General features: G+C 51.1%; 20 protein-coding genes and 2 pseudogenes. 9 read left to right on the top strand and 13 right to left on the bottom strand.

Going from position 1 to position 20067, the window contains the following annotated elements:
• Positions 1–29: 29 nt before the first annotated feature.
• Entirely contained in the window at positions 30–935 is a 906-nt protein-coding gene (locus ACXX82_RS03565; RefSeq protein ID WP_322232255.1) for an AraC family transcriptional regulator, read from the bottom strand.
• 99 nt (positions 936–1034) lie between these two features.
• On the opposite strand from ACXX82_RS03565, the gene ACXX82_RS03560 reads away from it, so the two are divergent.
• Positions 1035–1778: an SDR family oxidoreductase gene (locus tag ACXX82_RS03560; protein WP_322232254.1), complete on the top strand. Its 744-nt coding sequence runs from the start codon at positions 1035–1037 to the stop codon at positions 1776–1778.
• A gap of 192 nt (positions 1779–1970) precedes the next feature.
• Here ACXX82_RS03560 and ACXX82_RS03555 read toward each other — a convergent pair whose 3' ends face one another.
• Positions 1971–2423 (bottom strand): nuclear transport factor 2 family protein, encoded by a 453-nt coding sequence (locus ACXX82_RS03555; RefSeq protein WP_322232253.1) that lies wholly within the window; start codon positions 2421–2423, stop codon positions 1971–1973.
• Between the two features lie 653 nt (positions 2424–3076).
• Here ACXX82_RS03555 and ACXX82_RS03550 point away from each other — a divergent pair.
• On the top strand, positions 3077–3649 hold the full coding sequence (locus ACXX82_RS03550) for a PEP-CTERM sorting domain-containing protein (protein ID WP_322232252.1): 573 nt from the start codon (positions 3077–3079) through the stop codon (positions 3647–3649).
• A gap of 1024 nt (positions 3650–4673) precedes the next feature.
• On the opposite strand, the gene ACXX82_RS03545 is transcribed toward ACXX82_RS03550, so the two are convergent.
• A complete protein-coding gene (locus ACXX82_RS03545) occupies positions 4674–6317 on the bottom strand; it encodes a 3-(methylthio)propionyl-CoA ligase (protein WP_458562433.1) in 1644 nt (547 codons plus the stop codon).
• A 121-nt stretch (positions 6318–6438) separates the two neighbouring features.
• Entirely contained in the window at positions 6439–7335 is an 897-nt protein-coding gene (locus ACXX82_RS03540; RefSeq protein ID WP_322232250.1) for a LysR family transcriptional regulator, read from the bottom strand.
• Between the two features lie 106 nt (positions 7336–7441).
• Between ACXX82_RS03540 and ACXX82_RS03535 the strand changes: the two genes are divergently transcribed.
• The gene (locus tag ACXX82_RS03535; protein ID WP_458562432.1) at positions 7442–8521 is read left to right on the top strand and encodes an amidohydrolase family protein; all 1080 of its coding nucleotides are present in this window, start codon (positions 7442–7444) and stop codon (positions 8519–8521) included.
• A 179-nt stretch (positions 8522–8700) separates the two neighbouring features.
• Entirely contained in the window at positions 8701–9471 is a 771-nt protein-coding gene (locus tag ACXX82_RS03530) for an alpha/beta fold hydrolase (RefSeq protein WP_458562431.1), read from the top strand.
• Here the strand turns inward: ACXX82_RS03530 and ACXX82_RS03525 are convergent.
• Positions 9460–9666 carry a hypothetical protein gene (locus ACXX82_RS03525; RefSeq protein WP_458562430.1) on the bottom strand — a complete coding sequence of 69 codons (207 nt, stop codon included), beginning with the start codon at positions 9664–9666 and terminating at the stop codon, positions 9460–9462. The two genes, ACXX82_RS03530 and ACXX82_RS03525, sit on opposite strands and share 12 nt — an antisense overlap.
• Positions 9667–10013: 347 nt before the next feature.
• Positions 10014–10307, bottom strand: a pseudogene (locus tag ACXX82_RS03520) (PLP-dependent aminotransferase family protein); the annotation flags it as partial.
• A 172-nt stretch (positions 10308–10479) separates the two neighbouring features.
• Between ACXX82_RS03520 and ACXX82_RS03515 the strand changes: the two are divergent.
• The 5 genes and pseudogenes from ACXX82_RS03515 to gmtX all read left to right on the top strand — a co-directional run bounded on the left by ACXX82_RS03515 (position 10480) and on the right by gmtX (position 12487).
• Positions 10480–10650, top strand: a complete 171-nt coding sequence (locus ACXX82_RS03515) for a hypothetical protein (protein ID WP_322232246.1) — start codon at positions 10480–10482, stop codon at positions 10648–10650.
• A 78-nt stretch (positions 10651–10728) separates the two neighbouring features.
• Complete coding sequence (locus ACXX82_RS03510; protein ID WP_322232245.1) at positions 10729–10959, top strand: hypothetical protein; 231 nt, start codon at positions 10729–10731, stop codon at positions 10957–10959.
• Positions 10960–11150: 191 nt separating this feature from the next.
• A complete protein-coding gene (locus ACXX82_RS03505; protein WP_416186767.1) occupies positions 11151–11324 on the top strand; it encodes a Na+/H+ antiporter NhaA in 174 nt (57 codons plus the stop codon).
• A 144-nt stretch (positions 11325–11468) separates the two neighbouring features.
• Positions 11469–11781 (top strand): annotated as a pseudogene (locus ACXX82_RS03500) (helix-turn-helix domain-containing protein); the annotation flags it as partial.
• A 118-nt stretch (positions 11782–11899) separates the two neighbouring features.
• Positions 11900–12487: a gamma-mobile-trio protein GmtX gene (gmtX, locus tag ACXX82_RS03495; RefSeq protein ID WP_322232244.1), complete on the top strand. Its 588-nt coding sequence runs from the start codon at positions 11900–11902 to the stop codon at positions 12485–12487.
• Between the two features lie 83 nt (positions 12488–12570).
• On the opposite strand, the gene ACXX82_RS03490 is transcribed toward gmtX, so the two are convergent.
• From ACXX82_RS03490 to ACXX82_RS03460, 7 genes are all read right to left on the bottom strand, one after another.
• On the bottom strand, positions 12571–13347 hold the full coding sequence (locus ACXX82_RS03490) for a sulfite exporter TauE/SafE family protein (protein WP_322232243.1): 777 nt from the start codon (positions 13345–13347) through the stop codon (positions 12571–12573).
• Positions 13344–14762 (bottom strand): allophanate hydrolase, encoded by a 1419-nt coding sequence (locus ACXX82_RS03485; protein WP_458562429.1) that lies wholly within the window; start codon positions 14760–14762, stop codon positions 13344–13346. Before ACXX82_RS03485 ends, ACXX82_RS03490 begins: the two co-directional genes overlap by 4 nt.
• Positions 14763–14851: 89 nt before the next feature.
• Positions 14852–15637 (bottom strand): GntR family transcriptional regulator, encoded by a 786-nt coding sequence (locus ACXX82_RS03480; RefSeq protein WP_322232241.1) that lies wholly within the window; start codon positions 15635–15637, stop codon positions 14852–14854.
• A gap of 24 nt (positions 15638–15661) precedes the next feature.
• Positions 15662–16456, bottom strand: coding sequence for an ABC transporter permease (locus ACXX82_RS03475; protein ID WP_458562428.1), 795 nt, complete (start codon positions 16454–16456; stop codon positions 15662–15664).
• 16 nt (positions 16457–16472) lie between these two features.
• Positions 16473–17294, bottom strand: a complete 822-nt coding sequence (locus ACXX82_RS03470) for an ABC transporter ATP-binding protein (protein ID WP_458562427.1) — start codon at positions 17292–17294, stop codon at positions 16473–16475.
• Between the two features lie 26 nt (positions 17295–17320).
• Complete coding sequence (locus ACXX82_RS03465) at positions 17321–18628, bottom strand: M20 family metallopeptidase (protein ID WP_458562426.1); 1308 nt, start codon at positions 18626–18628, stop codon at positions 17321–17323.
• Positions 18629–18703: 75 nt separating this feature from the next.
• Complete coding sequence (locus ACXX82_RS03460) at positions 18704–19711, bottom strand: taurine ABC transporter substrate-binding protein (RefSeq protein WP_458562425.1); 1008 nt, start codon at positions 19709–19711, stop codon at positions 18704–18706.
• Positions 19712–20067 lie beyond the last annotated feature (356 nt).

Below are 20067 nucleotides of genomic sequence, written 5' to 3'. Positions count from 1 at the left end.
AAAAAGAAAAAACGCCCGCGTTATGCTTGTTACGCTGCCATTTTCTCGCGCGCGTAACGGGTAGGCGGCAAGCCGACATGGCGGGTGAATGCAACGCTGAACGCGCTTGCGGAACCGTAGCCGACGCGTTCGGCAACTTCGGCGACGCCGGTCTCTTTTTGCCGCAGCAGCTTCTTCGCCATAGCCATGCGCCAACGGAGCAGATACTCCATCGGGGCGACGCCCATTGCGCGGCTGAACCGCTCGAAGAATGCCGAGCGGGAGAGGGCGGCCTCTTTCGCCAATTGTCCGACCGTCCAGGACTGCGTCATGTTTTCGTGCATTCGTCGTATTGCGATAGCGAGGCGCTCGTCGGCAAGCCCGCGCAAGAGGCCCGGTGACGCTGCAGTCCCAGCCGTGGATCGAAGGGCTTCGATGAGAAGAACCTCCAAAAGGCGGGTAAGGATGACATCGCGCCCGGGACGTTGCGCGCGCGATTCGTCACTGACAAGCTGCACGATAGTGGCCAGCCTCTTCTCGCCGCGAACGTGCACGAGTTGTGGGAGGAGCGACACCAGCAAGGCCGCGTCCGGCGAGCCAAACGCGCAGTGACCCACCAGCAATAAAACGTCGGGCGGCCCGCTTTGAGCGCCAAGTCTGAACTCGCCATGGAGCAGCGCGACAGGCACGGTATTGAGGTCGTCCGTTGTCGTCGGATCGAGGCTGGACATAGTGAAGCCGTACGCCGCTGGAATCAGAACAAAGTCACCTTCCTCAAGGTTAATCATCGCGTGTCCGTCGACTGCGAGGTGGCATGAACCGTTGAGGATCACGCTGTAGAAGGGTTGACCGTCTTCCGAGCGGCGCACACGCCAAGGGCCTGCGCCGCTGACGACTTTTGAGAATGCCGCTTGCGGTTGTAGTAGTGTGACAACTTCCGTGAGTGGATCGGTCATGATTGGACTCTTGCAAATGAAATGTGGACTATCGATTATAGCAAGTCTTGTTTCGGAGCGATATAGTCTAGTCTCTGCTAACCCATTACAGGAGTTCTTATGAAAACCGTCCTCATTACCGGATGTTCATCCGGTTTCGGCCTCGCCACCGCCCAATACTTTCTGGATCGCGATTGGAAGGTCATCGCCACCATGCGCACGCCGCGCGCGGACGTTTTGCCGCGTTCTGAGCATCTTCGGGTAATTGGCCTCGATATCACTGATCCCGAAAGCGTCCGTCAGGCAGTAGAGGCCGCGGGGCCGATCGATGTTCTGGTCAACAACGCCGGGATCGGCATGCTGGGCGCTGCTGAAGGTACCTCGATGGAAACAGCCCGCGAGATATTCGAAACCAATACGCTTGGCACAATAGCAATGACCCAAGCTGTGATGCCCCAGTTTAGGCAAAACAAGGCTGGCGTCATCGTGAACGTCACTTCAAGTGTGACATTGAGGGCGCTCCCTTTGCTCTCCGTGTACACCGCGAGCAAAGCCGCGATCAACGCGTACACCGAATCTCTTGCGCTGGAACTTCAGCAATTTAATGTGCGAGTCAATCTGGTCTTGCCGGGACGCGCACCCGAGACTCGCTTCGGTCAAAATGCACAGCCTCGGATACAGTATGGCATCCCTGAGGCTTATGCAGATTTGGCGCAAAGTGTCTTCGCCGGATGGCAGCAATCCACTGAGGTTACTCTAGCTTCTGATGTAGCTGAAGCGGTGTGGCGTGCGGCTAATGATCCATCGTGTCCGATTCGGATTGCGGCTGGCGCTGACGCCGTAGCTTTGAGTGGCGCGGTCTAAATCTTCGGACCACGCCGATAAGTCGGTAGTTATCATCAAGCAGCAAAATATTAACGCTACACCTAAGCCGGAAGACTGGCCCAGTCACAAAGCCGCGGCTTGGGTGCCTCGCTTGATATTACCGTCATGCCGATTGCGTCTTGGCGCATACCAATCTTTATGACATTGTTGACCGGTGTTTTTTAAGTCACACTAATTGTGTTTAGTGATGTTTTGTGTTTTCTTTTGCTGCGTAGAAGTCTGTGACGGTCTATAAGCGGCCTCTACCGCGGCCGTATCATTATATTGCTGGAATTTGGCCACTTTTCCATCCCGAAGTGTAAAGATATGGACCCAAGGATTTTCATATCGTTGACCAGTTGATTTTACTAACCATATGGATTGGCCTGTCACGATGACTTTGTCATTTTCAGCGATAAAAGCTTGTGGTTCAAACTGAATGGCTTCCTGTGCCTGATCCATTTTAGTGAAAAATTGTGCTACCTGATTCTTACCCTTATAAGTGCCAAAGAACGGAACATATTCAGAATCGGCTCCTTTCCATTCGATGTCATCGGTATACAGTTCGAGTAATCCGTTGATGTCATTATTTTTGAATAACTGATAGCCTCGCATCACTAATTGCTTGTTTTCCTGGCTGCTCATTGTGATCTCCTTAAGTAAACAACGCACTGCTTACGGACAACACTTCTTTGAAGTGCAGGGCGTTGCGTATTGAGTTTTAGTGCGCGTTCCGACACAAGTCAATGGCAATTTAAGGGAGTTACTTTATTGAAATATACGGGCTGGTGGTGTCGATACTGAGCTTTCCAAGCTAGTCTCAGGCATGTATGACATTGTCGGGAATGATGGTGCTGGATTAGCTGATAAGTAACCTAAAAAGTCAAACTTAAAAAGGGAAAAATTTTTTAATTGCGCTTCTACGGTGTGTAGATTTTTTCAGTTATTGTGATAGCGACCATCGATACGACAAGCTATATTTTCAGCTGTGGAGACGTCGTTACTCAAGTCGTTCGTTGTCACGGTCACTTAGTCCTTCAATAGTGACTTTCAAGACGATCTGATGAAAAATCAACTGTTCATGAGCCTTTGATTAATCTGGCAATCAATTGCTCATGTGACCATTATTTCACAATGGCACTGTTGCATTATTTTACATATCACAACCAATATTTTTTACGTTTTCGTTAAGTGTTTGTTTACAAAAGACATAAAATTAATGGCATATAAATTGCTTCTTTCTAGGTTGAATAATTAATTATTTTTTATTAATTTGATTCCATTTCTTAGGGGAAAGAATGAGCATTATTAAATCATTGGCTTTGGCTGCTGTTACCGTTGCGGCATTGTCGAGCGTTGTTGCACATGCATCTGTCATTGGCACTTTAGGTAGCAATCAGGGCGGCAGCGCTTTTGTGCTAACAAGCGGCAACGTCACTGGCGGTCTATTGACAGCTGGTCTCTCGGCAGATGCTTCTAGACCGTCCAATACCATTGGGCAATGGTTGGCAGGTGAACCAAATCAATATTTGGGCTCTGCGATCGTTTCATTTGGCATCGGCGTATCTGATGTGAGCTTTGAATGGGGAACACCTGACGGGTACAACACGCTGATAGTCAAAGAGGCAAATGGAGCGACAACCAATTTCACGACTGCAAATTTAGGCATTAACGGCGAAACCTACGTCAACTTTGTGGATACCGGATCGGCTATTACGTCGCTGACGTTCGACTCTCAGGCTTATCGTTCTTTTGAAGCAGCAAACTTCACCACAACGGCAGTCCCAGAACCAGCAACTATCGCGCTACTCGGCTTCGGACTTCTCGGTTTTGCTTCAGCACGTCGCAAATCAGCTAATAACAACGCATAAACGTTTTTTACGCTTAATTTTAGCCCGCCTTATGCGGGCTTTTTTGCTTTTATCGTGAGACTCGGCCAATGACTTATTTTTATATAAATACGAATGAAGCGCAACATTGATCAAATAGGAATGACACCGTAAAAAATTGAGATTCCAATTATCAATCATTTACAAGTTTATTTCGGCGTCAATGCAATTGGTTTACCGATGATGTACACAGGAACAGTGAAGCACTTGCCGCTGTGGCAAGCGTCCAGCCAAGCTGACGTGGGATCTGTCTGGCGTACCATAACTGCGCTGCGGAGATGGTTGTTTGTAAGGCGATCCTGTACTTAAAAACGGCGCGCCCTTTCAGAAGCCAAAGCGGCAAGGGCAGTAAAGTCAGCGGCGATCGTTTTATCAGTTGGATGAGCACTTCAACGAGCGTATCGGTTGGCGTCAATGTTCCATCGAAATCGACTACTAATGGGCAAATAGTTGCTAAACTCTTTGCGTCTGGATCGACGGTTTTTGTTCTTTTTTTTGCTCTTTATGCTGATCGGTGTTCATTAGATTGCTTGATGTAGGCGGGTTAACTGAGAAGTTCCAAACGGGCGATTTGCAACCGTCGCTTGTGTGGATTCTTCACTTAGATCCTATGAATGCGGAGAACTCAAGCTATTAGCTTGAACAACAAACCCTTATTGGCTGGCAGATGAAGACCCAATGTGGGTGAATGTAATAAATTCAATAATTTTTTGAGATTGCATGAAAATTGCCGTTATGTCATCTATTGTTTTGCGTGGGACTCTCTCGGTCTGAGCAGGGATGCAGACGCGGTAAGGGCTGAATAGAAAAAGCCTTACATGGTTGTAAGGCTTTTGATGGTTGAATTCGATGATTTGAATCGAACCGAGTATGATTTTCGGTCGCGTATGTATTAACGAGCGCAACATCCAACTTATCTTTGGAAGTGATTAAGCGCTAAGCTCATCCTTTGAACGGATTCTTCACCCTTATTTTTAAAAAAATAGAGCGCGTCTTTAATCGATTCTTATATCGTCGGTAGTACGTAATCTGCAAATTCTTCGCGCAATTTCTTTTTGAGGATCTTTCCAGTTGCGCCCATCGGAAGCGCGTCGACGAATACCACATCGTCCGGCGTCCACCACTTGGCGATCTTACCTTCGTAAAAGGTGAGCAATGCATCGCGATCCAGGTCAGTATCGGGCTTCTTGACGACCACCAACAGCGGACGCTCGTCCCATTTGGGATGCTTGACGGCGATGCATGCCGCCATGAAAACAGCGGGATGTGCCATCGCGATGTTTTCGAGATCGATTGAGCCGATCCATTCGCCACCGGACTTGATGACATCTTTGTCGCGGTCGGTAATTTGCAGATAGCCATCGGCATCAATATTAGCAATATCACCAGTCGGAAACCAACCACGGCCATCGGCGTCCATTTCAAGTTCAGCCTCGTTTTCACTCCTGTAATAATGACTGACGACCCAAGGGCCGCGCACCATTAATTTCCCGGAGGATTTGCCATCCCAAGGCAGTTCGTGGCCATCCTCGTCGACAATCTTCATGTCCACGCCAAACACGGCGCGCCCCTGTTTCGCCTGTACTGCGTAGCGTTCCTCCGGACTGTTTTTTAATAGTTTGGATTTAAATGCACATACGGTGCCGAGCGGACTCAGTTCGGTCATGCCCCAGGCGTGTAAAACATGCACGCCGAATACTTCCTGGAACTTGCGCAACATGGCGGGCGGACAGGCAGATCCACCGATCACCGTGCGCGTCATCGTCGAAAATTTTAAGTCGTTGGTTTCCATGTAGTTTAGTAAACCTTGCCAGATTGTCGGCACACCTGCGGCGAGCGTGACCTGTTCCGTTTCGAGTAGTTCATGGATTGATTTGCCATCCATTCCCGCTCCGGGAAAAACGAGCTTGGCGCCGACCATGCAGGCAACGTAGGGAAGTCCCCACGCGTTCACGTGAAACATTGGCACAACCGGCAAAATGACGTCGCGTGCGGAGCAGTTTAACGTGTCGGGCAGGGCAGCTGCATATGTGTGCAGGAGCGTTGAGCGATGACTGTAGAGGACGCCCTTTGGATTGCCTGTCGTACCCGAGGTATAACACAAGGCAGATGCAGTTTCCTCATCAAAAGTGGGCCATGAATAGTCATCAGAAGCGGCATCCATCAAATCTTCATAACACAACAGGTTATCAATACCCGTGTCTTGCGGCATGTGCGCGCGGTCGGTCATGGCGATGAAGGCCTTGGTGGTGTTACAGTGGGCCGCCATCAATTTAATTGTCGGCAAGAATGTGAGGTCGAAGAAGAGATACTGATCTTCGGCGTGATTGGCAATATAGGCCACCTGCTCGGGATGCAGGCGCGGATTGATGGTGTGCATGACCGCGCCCATGCCGGAAATCGCATAGTAAAGCTCCAGATGCCGATACCCGTTCCACGCCAGCGTCGCCACGCGTTCTCCGTCTTTGACACCTAGTTCGGTGAGTATGTTGGCCAGTTGCCGCGCACGGCGGTGACAGTCTCGATAGGTGTAGCGATGAATATCTCCTTCGACCCGACGTGACACAATTTCAGTATCGCCATGGTGGCGGTCAGCATGCACAATTAACGAGGAAATGAGCAATTTTCCGGACATCATCAAGCCATTCATCTCTTTTCCTTTTTTTATAATAAAACCCACGGAGTAGGGATATCTTATAGATCAATAGATCAATTTGCTATTTTTTTAACAGGGCAAGCCAGTGCTTCGGGTAAATATTGATCCTGTTTGACTATTCGTTGCCTAGGGTATCGGCCACCAGATTACGAAACCATTTGTGCGCGATATCGTCGTGAAAGCGCGCGTGCCAAAACTGCTTCACGGTTAAATCCGGTAATTCGACTGGCAGCTCAAACACTTCGATATCGGCAATGTGAGAAAACAGTTCGGCCAGTTCACTAGGCACGCACGCGATGAAATCGGACGTGGCAACAATACTGGGGACGGTGAGTAAATAAGGTACTTCGACCGCAATCAGCAGACGGGCACCATGCTGACGTAATTCTTCCGCGAGTAGTTGATTGGTGAGCGCCAGCGTTCCTGCTAAAACATGTTTGCTATTAATAAATTGTTCTAAGGTAATTGCCTTTTTTCTTCTTCTGCGGTTACGGATAATACCTACTAACGACCGACGAAATAACGCTTGTTGATAAAGAGTGTCTCCCATCTTCCCGAGATAGCCGATGGCTAAGTCGATAGCACCGTCTTGCAGCACCGAAGCCAATTCCAGAGAGGGTACTTGAATCGGTTTTAAGGTTGCCTCGGGTGCATGTTGCCGGAGTGCCCCGAGCAGACGTGGCAATAAGACGATCATCCCCATATCACTCAGGCAGACAGAGAAGGTTCGGGTCGTGGTAAGCGGATCAAATGCGCGTGCGTCCCAGATGTCTTGCTTGATTAGTGTGAGCACCCGTATGGCGCCCATAGCCACGCGTTCGCCAGTTGGTGTCGGTGCCATGACCGATCCTGCTCGCACAAATAGATCATCCTGAAATAGAGTTCGCAGTCGCGCAAGGGCGTGACTGACTGCGGGCTGGGTTAACCCCAAGCGCTCCGCAGCCCGAGACACTGTCTTTTCTTCGAATAACGCTTGTACAACGTACAAGAAATTTAAATCAGGGACGTTCATGTATGCGCCATATTCATGATTAGTATGAACTTAATTATATATATTTATATTGGGTAGAGGCTTACCATTTAGGCATAGCTGAACGCAGCCGCATAAAGGAAAAAATATGAAGAACATGGAGAGTGGTCTTGATATTCACAAAAACGGGCCGGCAGGGTCGAATGATAAGCCCAACGAGGGTGCGATCATGCGTCTTGCATCGGGGTGTGCAGAGCGGTGCGAGTGTGGGTTAATCGATGTGCACTCTCATTACTTACCTCCATGTTACGCGCATGCATTAAGTGATGCCGGTCTTATCACACTTGATGGCGGATTTCCGGTGCCATCCTGGTCCGAAGCGGGGGCGATTGCGCATATGGATAAACATAATATTGACACGTCAATATTATCGATATCATCGCCAAGTGTGGGGTTTCTTAACGATGCGCCAGCGCGGCAAAGGCTGGCGCGCGAGGTGAACGTATTTGCGGCGGATCTGACACAACGTAATCCACAACGTTTTGGCGCCTTTGGGACATTACCTCTTCCTGATATTCAGTCATCTCTTGCAGAAATTGCTTATGCACTTGACCATTTGCGCCTCGACGGCGTTGTCATGGAAACCAATGTCCATGGGATTTATCTCGGCGACCAGCGCCTTGATCCTATTTTCTCTGAACTCAATCGGCGCAAGGCAACGTTATTCTTGCATCCCACCTCGCCAGCGTGCTTTGAGGCAGTGGGATTAGGAAGGCCAGCACCGATTTTGGAATTTCCGATGGATACGGCGCGCACCGTTACCGATCTGATATTTGCTGGCACGCTTACGCGTTACCCGGATATTCGCATGATCATTCCACATGCAGGTGGCGCATTAACTGCAGTAGCAGACAGAATAGCGTCATTCTCTTCGTTACCGTTTCTGGCGCAGCGACCTGCTGGTGGTGCCGCAGAGGTGCGTAAGGTACTTGCTTCACTTTATTACGATCTTGCAGGATCGGCCAGCGACAGCATGATCGACGGTCTGCGCCACCTGACGTCGCTCACGCATATACTTTTCGGCAGCGATTATCCTTTCACGCCGGAGGAGGGCATTAATGCCAATGTCGAAGCGTTTCGTACTCTCAGCAGCTTAAAAAATGTAGAGCATGAAGCCATCGCCCGTAAAAATGCCTTGGCATTGTTTCCACGTTTACGGGCGATATAAAGGTGCGCAAGCGAGTGGCTGGATATTCACTACAATGCGTTTTACATAGACTTAAAATACGCTCACATGTGGTGCGAGGTGGTTCCGGGTTAAGTATTACAGGTAATTTAAATCGCTTATATCGATGGCGTTTTCCAACGCTTATGTAAAACATAATTGGTGAATAAGAGGAATATAGAATGGATGAAATGCGATATGTGGGTCCAGGAGGAATGATCGTAGAAGAGCGCGGCAAAGGTCCCCGCATCATTTTTGTTCACGGCGGTGGAGCCGGTGGAGCAATGGCTTGGGAGGCGCAATGGCCTATGTCAGACAACTGGCGTCTGGTTATGCCAGCGCGTCCTGGGTATGGTGGAAGTCCCTGGCTCGGCAGCGAGGATTTCGAGCGTGACAGCATTTATATCGCAGAACTTATTGAGGAGGGTGATCATATTGTGGCGCACTCATATGGTGCCGCAGTTGCCATGTTAGCAGTGGTTAAACATCCTGCAAAGATCGCCTCTTTGACCATCATTGAGTCCGGCACTAGTAGCATCGCCATCGATCATCCTGATGTAACGGCTTTCCATTATGCGATTTTAGGTCTCGCAGCCCATCTGCCTGATGACGATGAGAACGCGCTGCGGTCTCTTTTTCGCATCATTCAACCAAATCAACCATTACCCGATCCCTTGCCGCCGCCGCTAAAAGTATTTGCCAGTCACTTAAAGAATTTTCGCTTTCCTGCCGAGGCTATCGTCCCTGAGCTTCTTTTGAAAAAAGCCCTGTTTCCAATGCTTCATATTTCCGGTGGTCACAGTGCCGCGTACGAAGCCATTACCGATCGTCTCGCTCAGAGATTGGGCGGGGAGCGTCTTATTATCTCGGGAGGAGGGCACATGCCACAAAGGACCGGTGCCCCTTTTAATACGGCTTTACAACGGTTCCTTACTACGCATTCAGCAACTTAACTTATCGAGACTTTCCCGCTTCGCAACCTTTCGGCTGACCGTGGTGTAGTTGCGTCCCATACGAGCGGGCAGATCAACGACGCCGATGACGCCGAGTCGGTCCACCAAAACCAGTAGCGGGAACAGCGCACGCTCGAAAGATATTCCCGCTTCCAGAACCATTATTTTGTCGCACGAACTTATACGGGATGGCACCGTAGGCATTGTCGTGCAATGCGCTAATTGCGGAGTACGCACGAAAAAAAGAGTTACCAGCTTAAGCTGGCAACTCTTTTTTTTCTGCTACTAATGTTCTGGCTCCCCGACCTGTACTCGCATCGGGGACCTGCGGATTAACGGGTGATCGCTGTCCAATAAAAATGCATTTTTGATTTTATTATTAGCCCCGTAATCAATGGGATTTCGACCTTTACTTAGACAATTTTTTTAAAAATATCTTCTGGAAATAGTGATGTTTATATAAGGTAGTTACGACTTGAACCTGTCATTCTATTTATGAAACTTCGTCCAGAAACGACCGATAGCCGACGTTGTGCTACACGGCTATTCATGCTCAGGTCGAGGTTCGAGGTCAATTCGACTTTCGGCGCGGCGACATAAGTGCCTCGAGCGCCGCGGCCCTCCAACAAGGTGCGGCATCTGGCTTCGTATGCGGGCGTAATCGTCGTCAGGTAGATGTCCAGCTGTGCTGCCAACAAGCGCTGCGGAGCTGGACGGTCGCCCGGTTTCAGCGATCTGTTTAACACCGCAGCCTTCAACGCATCCGCAATGTGCAAAAAATGTGAACGCCGCACGGCCAATCGCGGCAACAAGATTGGCAAATTTTCATCTTGCATGGTTATCAACTGGGACATTTTGTCTCAATGTATGGAAATTACTTTCAAGTAGAATACCTTAGAATGGTAGTAAGACCATCCTTGCATGGCAGTCGCTGACGTTTTCTCCTCACTCATCTGCATTCGGCAAATCACCCCGCTGGATGCCATTGTTATTTGAAAGGTAGATGGTATGAAAGATTCAAACAGGATGCTTGGGAGCTTTGCCCTACCGGCTGATCTGGAACGCGTGATGGCACTCGACGATATCGGTCTGATAAAGCGCGTCTGCACCTACGCCATACACATAACGGGACTTGGTTTTGACCTCGTTCGTCATGACTTTCCCTTTGCCCAAAAATGAAGCTGCGGAAGCAGCGTTTTGAGGTAGTACTCCTCACGATAGATAGTGTCAAGTAATAGCCTGGAAATACTGAAAATCATGGATTGGATCCCTATAGTCTTAGTTGCGTTCAAGGTTCTCGTGTTGGGCGCGGGCATGTTCTTCGCCATCAAGTGGCATTACGATCAAGGGACGAAGGAGAGGGACATACCCGCAGTGCTACGTGCGGGCGGCAAGGTAGCCGCAGTCTTCGTGCTATCGCTACTTGGCCTGGGCTTCGTCACCTTCGTCCTTAGCAGGATGCTTGGTTTGGACTTGACCTGGCCATGATGGCAAAGAATAGTCGGCCGATATCCAGTGGTGCGGCAGCAATTCCCCGATGCGGCTATTGGTTAGCATCGGCAGGCGGGTCAGAGCTTGCTCCGATAAATAGCATCGGCATCGCTGCGGGACTATTAATAGTCAAGTGATAAGGCATTACCTTGATGTGCTTCACAGCCTTTGCTCTGGGTATTTGAAAATTGCCGCTAGATGGGAGTTGGCATCATATTTTCGGAGCGGGTCTGCTCGGTGGGATTGGATTTACGATGCCTGTCTTCCTTACGAACCTTGCGTTCGTCGGACAACCAGAACTTGTCACTTCATTAAAGATGGCAATCTCCCTCGCGTCGCTGACAGCAGGTGTTGCAGGCTAACTTTGGCGCTAAGCATTCGGGAAACCACTTGTTCCAGATCACGATGTCGAAATCGTGGATTTCGAACAGCAACCTTGACGTGGGGTAGATGTCCGCTTTTGGCGGCGGATTCAACCGGTCGATACAACACTTTAGAAGTTGCAAATGAAGCAAAGACCGCGAATCTGTTATTCAGAAAGTCAAAAAGAATTGATGTGGAAGCGCTGTCTGGAAGGTTACACTACTCCAGAGTGTTGGTGAGCTATTTAAACGAAACCATTCGTCCGTAATTAATGTACTGGCACCGACGGGCGGAAGAAGTCCGGCAATACGCAGTCGATCCAGGCTGGCGCTGAGTCTGGCTGAACGCGAAGAAATATCACGAGCATTAGTAGCAGGAGAAACGCGCCGCTCGATGACACGTTCTCTTGGGAGAGCACCGTCGACTATTAGCCGTGAGATCAATCGTAATGGTGGTGACGTCAGTCCGCCCAAGGTCAGCAGAATCGATCTGTTCGTGGATTTTGCATTGTCCGTGGAGTTGGAAAGTTGGAGTTGTTCTGCCTAGGTCACCAAAGCCAGTGGAGTGAGTCAATATGCGCAGGATCAAACCTCAGCGCATTACAGCAGCTACGTACCCGCGTCTTATGGCAGAGGTTGAGCGGCGCCTTGAAGTGATTGGCGGCCCAAAGACGCAAAGTCTCCGCAATGCTCAGGGCGTCCACTTTCGGGAAATCATCACGGCATATGCCAATGCAGCAAGTGGCTCGACGCGTTATGTGGCAAAAACAAAGTCCAATGTGGAGCAAGCTCTGGATATGATTACCGATCCGGGTATTCGGGCGACATTGCGCATGGCGCTGGAGGAAGGTAAGTGGCTCAAGGTTGTAAATGACAACTTGCACGCAGCATTTAAGAACATCCAAGTTGGGGCTTCACTGGGCGGGCGAACTACTTCGCCGCCAGTCGCTACTCACCAGACGTCAGCCGTCATCCCGATCGACGTCGGCAGGGCATTGTCACCTCGGCTGCTTCGAGCGCTCAAGAAAGGCATTGACAGCACCTGGCTTGCGCAAAAAGGGCTTCGTATCAATACGGACGGCAGTATCAAAAATGAGCTCGAAATAAATTGTTTCCGCCGTCTTTTTGTGACGGCCATCAAATCCGTCTTGGGTGATGAGTAGTGAAAATGGCGACTTTTGAATAGCTGATAATTATTTATTGTGAATAATTTTGCCGACGGCTTATTGGCTATCCTCGACATCAATTAGTGGATGATCGCTTGTGCTATCGCTCTATATCCAATGACACATGCCATCACGTACAGAAACAAATTAAGGGCGCATCTGAATCCGGCTTCAGAAAATCGCCCCGCCATCCGTGCGCCCGCAAGATAGGCGACAAGTGAAGCCAATATCCCCCAACTCAGGTACGCGATTGTGATCGGCATCGGCGTTGCGGCAGTGGTCAACGTCACCTGGATTGTTTTTCCAATTGCGAAACACAAATTCAATGCCAGCAGTTGCTGCAAGCGATTGAGCTTATTCAACCCGCCATAGAGAACAATAAAGGGAGCGCCTACGTTCAGTGCCGTATCGGTCAAACCTGCGAAGGCACCGAACAGCATTGGTGACGTGTTGGCGCTCTTTCGCCGCAGCGCCAGCGAACGTTGCAAAATGGTCGGAAGCGCAGCACTTCCTGCCAGCAATATCGCCAGCAATGCGAGGGCAGCGTACTGGGGAAGCGAGGTTTGAACCCATACCCCTAGAACACTTCCACATATCAGGCCCGGGGTAATGCCTCTTGTAAGCGGCTCTGATATGACCTGCCGCCACTGCACGATCAGATATGAAACCGCAACGAACAACAGCGGAACCGCTGCCAGAAAAACCGCACCGCGATAATCAAGCGTCAGCGCCAGCAACGGTGTCGCAATCATGGCAAATCCAAGACCGAACGTACCCTGGGCGAAGCCTGCGATCGCCAGAACTACCAAACAGTAAGAAAATTGTCCCAGGTTTGCCACAAAGAAAAACGCATTCATCGGGTCTGCCTGTCCATCCCGACAACCGGCCAGCTCTTCTGGTCGACGCCGGGCTTCAGACCCACCTGCCTTTGAAACCGCTCGCCAAGGGTGCGCAAGACCCCATCTCTGCCCGCCGTTGCCAACAGTGAAATACCAAACGGAATGCCGTCATCCCGTATGCTGGCTGGCAGCGCAAGCGCACAAAGATCTAGCGGGCTGACTGAGTAGGTGTAATAGCCGATGTTATTGTTGAGCCCGATCGGATCAGCCTCAAGCTCTATGCAAGTGTATGCGCGGCCAACCGTAGGCGTCATCAGCACATCGAATTCCTGGAACAATTTTCTGGCCTTGCCGCGCAAGCTGTTCATCTTGTAGATGGCCCGCACGGTCTCGGTACCGGAGTACGCCAGACCCGTGCGTATCATCGCGGCGACTGCCGGATGTACCGTTTCCGGTCTTGCAGCCACGACGTCTCCATAACTTACCGCACGTTCAGCCAACAATCCGCTGTCAAAGGGCAAGTGTGCAGCCTCGATGAATAGCGAGAAATCAATCTCGACCGGCCGACCACCGATCATCTTCATTGTTTCAATCGCCATTGCAAACGCTGCCTCAGCGTGAGAATCTCCGAAAAATTCCAGCTGCTTCGCATCGGGTATCGCAAAGTTGAAGTTGTCGGACAATTCGACTTTCAGCGAAAAGGCATCGGCATCGCTGCGGCTGAAGTCATCTGTTTCATCGAAACCGCGGATCGTTTCCAAAACTGCGTATCCATCCTCAACCGTGCGGGCAAACACCGGCACACAATCGAAGAAGCGATTGTTATAGACTAGCCCTGTACTACTGACCAAGCCCAAAGTCGGCTTGACGCCGACAATATTATTCATCGCGGCAGGCACCCTCCCTGAACCACCGGTATCGGACCCGAGTGAAAACGACACCAAGGCCGCCGCAACCGCGACACCGGAACCTGAACTCGAACCGCCCGGAATATAGCGCTCGTCAAATACGTTGCGACAGTAGCCGCCCATCGTCCGCGTGCCGTTCAATCCGGTGGCAAACTGATCAAGCGTATTCTTGCCGATCAGGATGGCGCCTGCTGCTATTGCCTTCGAGACGCTGGTTGCCGTTATCTCAGGAAAACGATCAAATCCGTCACAACCGCAAGTGGTGCGCATGCCAGCCACATCCAGATTGTCCTTTACAGAAAATGGAATGCCGAATAGCGGTGGCGCTTTGCCGAAACGCACGTCGGCAAACATGCGTTCTGCTTCGCTGATCGCTGCCTGCTCACTGACAAGCTCGGTCCATACATGGTCGTTGCCGCGTTCGCGAATGCGGCGAAATACTTCGCGCACCACGTCCATAGGCGTGAACAAGTGCTCCTTATAACCGTTTTGCAACGACGAAAATCCAAGATCAATACGATTCATGTCCACTTTGATGTGCCTTAATTCATTCATCATTCATTCAAACAGCGCTATTTACAACGAGAACACCAAGAACAGCGCGAGACAGGAGATTATTTTTTGACTTTGCTTGGGCTACGTTCGACCCTGACCTTGTATTTAAAGGAATCCCCGTGATGGTAAAGATGCTCATAGCTAACTGGTTGACCATTTGCCGCAGAGGTCAATCGCTCGATGTGCAACATCGGGAACCCGCTTTCCATGCCCAGCAGGCGGGCTTGCAAGTCATCCGCCAAGTACGCGCCGACCACCAGCTCGGCGTCCCCAAGGACAATGCCGTAATCATTTTCAAGAATCAGAAAAATGTCTTTTGAGGTCAGGTCTTCCTTGATCAAACGGCGCCCGATTGCCTCCGGAAAGTAGCTTGTCTCGATAGAAACCGGGTCGCGGTTCAAATAGCGTACTCGCTTGATCTCACTCACCTTCGCGTTCTTTGCCACCTTTAGCTTTTCTGCGACATGATCGCTAGCACGCAATTCTTTCAGACTGATGACCTTGGAAAATGTCTCGTATCCATGGGCCTGCATCGCCTCGCCAAAGCTTTGCAGGTGCGTGAGGTTCTGAAATGCCTTGGGCTTTGAAACGAACGTCCCCTTTCCACTCACGCCAAATATCAAGCCCTCATTTTCGAGTTCATGCAGCGCCCGGCGAATAGTGATGCGGCTCACGCCGAAGGTTTCAATCATCTGGCTTTCCGACGCCATTTTTTGATGCGGCTTCAGTGCGCCGTCCAGAATTTTCTGTCGCAGCGCATCCCGCACCTGTGCATAAAACGGAATCGGCGAGGTCTTCAGATCAATCAATTTTTTGGTTTCAAGTTTTTTAAGATGCGACGGCATGACGACTCCCGTTTCGAATAGTTTTCATCGACGACCTTCCCAATGGACAACGCGACGACCGGCATACGCCAGGATGCGATCGAATATAAACCCGACAATTCCGATCACGATAATTCCGGCAAAAACATAAGTGGTACGGAAAAAGTTCGCGGCATCCAGCACGATGAAGCCGAGACCGCGATCACCCCCCAACAATTCCGACGCGACTAGAATCGACAATGCCGTTCCCAACGCGACCCGCAATCCGGTCATGATCTGCGGAAGAGCCGACGGAAACACGACGAACCGAAAGACTTGATAGCGGCCGGCGCCGCAGGTTTGCGCGGCCCGAATGGCATCCGCCTGGCAGCTTCTTGTCCCGGCTTGCGCGCTTACCATCATGATCAGGAATACGGAGACTAAAATGAGCAGCACTTTCGACAGTTCACCGATACCGAACCACAGGATGAACAAGGGAATCAGGCCGAGCGGCGGGACCGGCCGCAGCATCTCGCTTGGCACCAGAAATACCGCGTCGACGTTGTTGATTCGTCCGCGCAGCATGCCGATGGCAATGCCCGATACCGATCCGAGCAAGAATGCTGTTCCCACTCTAGTCAGGCTTGCCAGCAAATGAATGAAAAGGCTCACGCCAGAATAACCATTCACTACCATGTCATAAAAGCTGGTTGCAACTTCAGCAGGTGTAGGCAACAGGATCGGACGCACCCATCCGGCTTTCGATACGATCAACCACAATATGAAGATCAACAACGGCGATGCGATCACGAGCATCCAGTATTGCCGTTTTGATTTGAAACTTTCCTTGGCTTTCAACATATTCTCCTAGCAGGCTTCAGGATGCATCCGCACGCATTGTGCGATAAATTTTTTCACGGATCGACAGGAATTCCGGATGCAGCCTGTTTTCCGCGGAACCGCGCGGTTCCGGCAGATCGACCACAAATTCGTCGAATGCGCCCAGTCGCCCTTTGCGCATCAGGAATACGCGATCCGCCAAGAAGACCGCTTCATCGATACTGTGCGTGATGAAGATGATCGTGCATTTGGTTTCCGTCTTGATGCGCAGGATCTCTTCCTGCAGCGTTTCGCGGGTTTGCACGTCGACCGCAGCAAATGGCTCGTCCATGAGCATCACGCTGGGGTGGGCGGCCAATACCCTGGCCAGTCCACAACGCTGGCGCATGCCGCCGGACAGTTGATACGGGAAGCTTTTTTCAAATCCCTGCAGGCCGACAAGCGCCGCCATTTCCGTGGCCACCGCTAATTGTTCCTGCTTGCTCTTGCCCCCGCACCGCAGGCTGAATGCGATGTTATCTTCTACGCTCATCCAGTCAAACAATGCATAAGACTGGAAGACCACGCCTCGGTCAGGACCTGGTCCGGCAATTTCACGGTCGTTCACCAGTGCGAGACCGCTGCTTGGCTGCAGGAAGCCAGCGACGATATTGAGCATCGTCGTCTTCCCGCATCCGGATGGCCCCAATATGGTAATGACTTCTCCGCGATTGACGGAAAAGCTCAAATCTTTTAATACGTCGCGACCGTCATACTCAAGTCCGACCTGATCGAACCGCAGAATCGGCTTGGCAGATCGTGCAACATCTGCTGCCTTTTGCGAAAGCGATTGTGGAGAGAGCGCAAGGGAACTGGACATGTCCATTTGTGACCTATCTGCTTTGGTTATTCAGCTTCGCCGAGGATGCGCAGCATCGCGATTGCAAGAATCTGCGTGGCTGGGACCGCCTTGGGCGTGTGGATATATTCGTTGACCGGTGGCCATCCATCCTCACCGGGACCGAAGGTCACCGAGGGAATGCCTGCATGAGAAAAACGGATCGTGTCGCAATACGCATTTTTTCGATAGTAGACCGGAGCCTCTCCCAGGATTTTTTGATAGGCATCCGTGAGTGCGGCGACAGGTTCGGACTTTTCCGGCACTTCTTCCGTGGCGGGCACAAACAGCGAATTGGGGAACTGGCGGACCGACGCAGTAAATGATGGGTCTTCCTTTGCCAGCCGATCGATAACGGATTGAATATCCACCATGACCGAATCCAGCGTCATACCGGGAACGATGCCGACGACGGCGATGACGGCTTTGCATTCCGCCGGCGTAAATTGCATCTCGCGCGGCACGCCGGCAGCGATTCTGGTTGGGCAAATCATCGGCATGGTGCCACCGTAGTAGGTGGGTGCCTGGTGTTTAAATTGGATCGATTCAAGGGCAGCGAGAAGCTTGCTCATCTTGGTGATCGCATTGATGCCGGTGTCCGGACGCCAGAGATGCGATTTCGTACCCTCCGTCTTAATTTCCAGGATGCAGTTACCCGAGTGCGCGACTGCAATGCCGATGCCCCAGTCGTTGGGGCCGCGCGTCCAGCCGGACGGTTCCGCCGTAATCTCGTAATCCGCCCGAATGCCCAATTCATCGAGCAGATACATCGCTCCATTCGGGCCGTGCTTCTCTTCGTCGACGGTATAGATGCACTTCAACGTGCCCTTGAACTGTGCCCCACTGTCACGCAGCGCCTTGACTGCCAGCAGCGTGCAGGCTAGGTTTCCCCGGGTATCGGACGTGCCTCTTGAGTACAATTTGTCGCCCGATACGGTTGGGTTATACGGATTGCCGTTCGTCATATGCCATGCGCTTGGGTCACCCGCCGGATAGACGTCGAGGTGGTCATTGAGGATCAAGGTCGGGCCGTCGCCCTTGCCGACCCAGGTGCCGATTACATTGGGGCGGCCCGGCACTTTCTCATGCAGTTCGACATCCAGGCCCAGGGCGCGCAGTTTGGCCGCCACGCATAGGGCGATTTTTTCCTCCGAGCCGGATGGCAGGTCAGGATCCAGTGGATTTTCGGAATCCGGTTGCCCGGTCGTCACCAGCTCCGACGTCAACGCTAGCCAGTCTTCGTAGTGAATGGCATTGACGATCTTTTGTTCAAGGTCGCTCATGGTGAGCTGTTTAATATTGGTCATGTCATTCATATTGGATGCTCGTCAGGTTGATTGCTGTAAGTAAAGCGATTGTGGCCAGGATTATTTTGCGAATCGGACGCAGTGTTACTTGGCTTTTTCCGATGCGATGATTTTCTGGATCGGTGCGGTGTTGAACAGCGATGCCCAGTCTTTTGGCTCTTCCTTGATACGATGTTCCGATACCAAGAATGCACCGATGCCCTGCAAGTGCTTCATCAATCTTGAATCGAGTTCCTTACCCGGCGCTCCCATGAAGTCAGCTGTGAGAAGTTCTTCGAAACTTGGATTGCTAACCGACTGTCGCGCAATGAGGGCGTCAAATTCTTCGGGAGTTTGTCCGATCCGCTTGGCTTCGTATTGGCGCACTGCCTTGGGGTTGGCGACATAATCACGTTGCGCTTGCCGCCATGCGCGGAGGAAGGCCTGCAATACTTCAGCATTCTTGCGGCTCAGGTCCTTTTGCCCGACCCAGACACCGCCGGTGATCATGCCCAGTGAGCGTGTCGTGGCAATTGTATGCGCGCCGGCTTTTTCCATGACGCCGACGCTCGGCTCCCAAGTGACTGCCGCATCTATTTGCCCCGCGATGTAGGCAGGCGGCATGTTTGCTGGAGAAAGGTTGACTATCGTGACATCTGACTGTTTCAGGCCCGCTTGGGTAAGTGCCTGCACCAAATGATAGTGGCTCGAAGAACCGACTGAGACGCCAACTTTTTTCCCTTTGAGATCAGCGACGCTCTTGATACCGGCAGCCGGATTCCCGACCACGCGTATATTTGTATAGTCGAGCCGTTCCATCGACAAAATCTCGATTGGCATGCCATTGGAATATCCCGTGACGCTCGGGAATTCGCCCATCCATGCCAGATCGATTTCCTTGGACGCCAACGCGGGTAGCATCGCGGGGCCTGCCGGGAAGGGGATCAATTTGACGTCAAGCTTCTGCTTCTCGAACAGCCCGGCTTTGGCTGCATAGGTCAAGAGCACATTTACTTCGCCTGTTTGATAGCCGACGCGTAATTGATTTTGCTGTGCCGATGCTGACGAGGAGAGCATTATGAGGAAGGCCAGAATGAATAGAAAAATACGCACGATATATGTTCCTTTCAGTGAATATAAAGGGAAACCCGATAACTGACATAACTTGTTATAACAGCTTATGCTAGCAATCATCATGCCATCGTCCTGTGACTAGCCGCCCAATTGATCACTACAGCTCGTAAGTCATTGATTCATAATAAATTTATTCTGCGTTGCATGATGCAATCGAGTCTCAACGCGATGGGTACAGGGTGATGCTGGTCACCCCAAGATGACGCGAAAATACTGCAGTCGCACTGTTGCAGTGCGAATGTGGTGCCCGTAATGGTGAGTTTATTGTCCTTGCGTGCGCGTCTCCCGAAAGCCAACTTAACTGACGCGGAATGCTTGTTTGGTGGCGCAGCTAT

This window comes from Glaciimonas sp. GNP009 (assembly GCF_054343755.1).
Note: the sequence above shows the minus strand (reverse complement) of the source record. Positions and strands in the feature narration are given on the sequence as shown.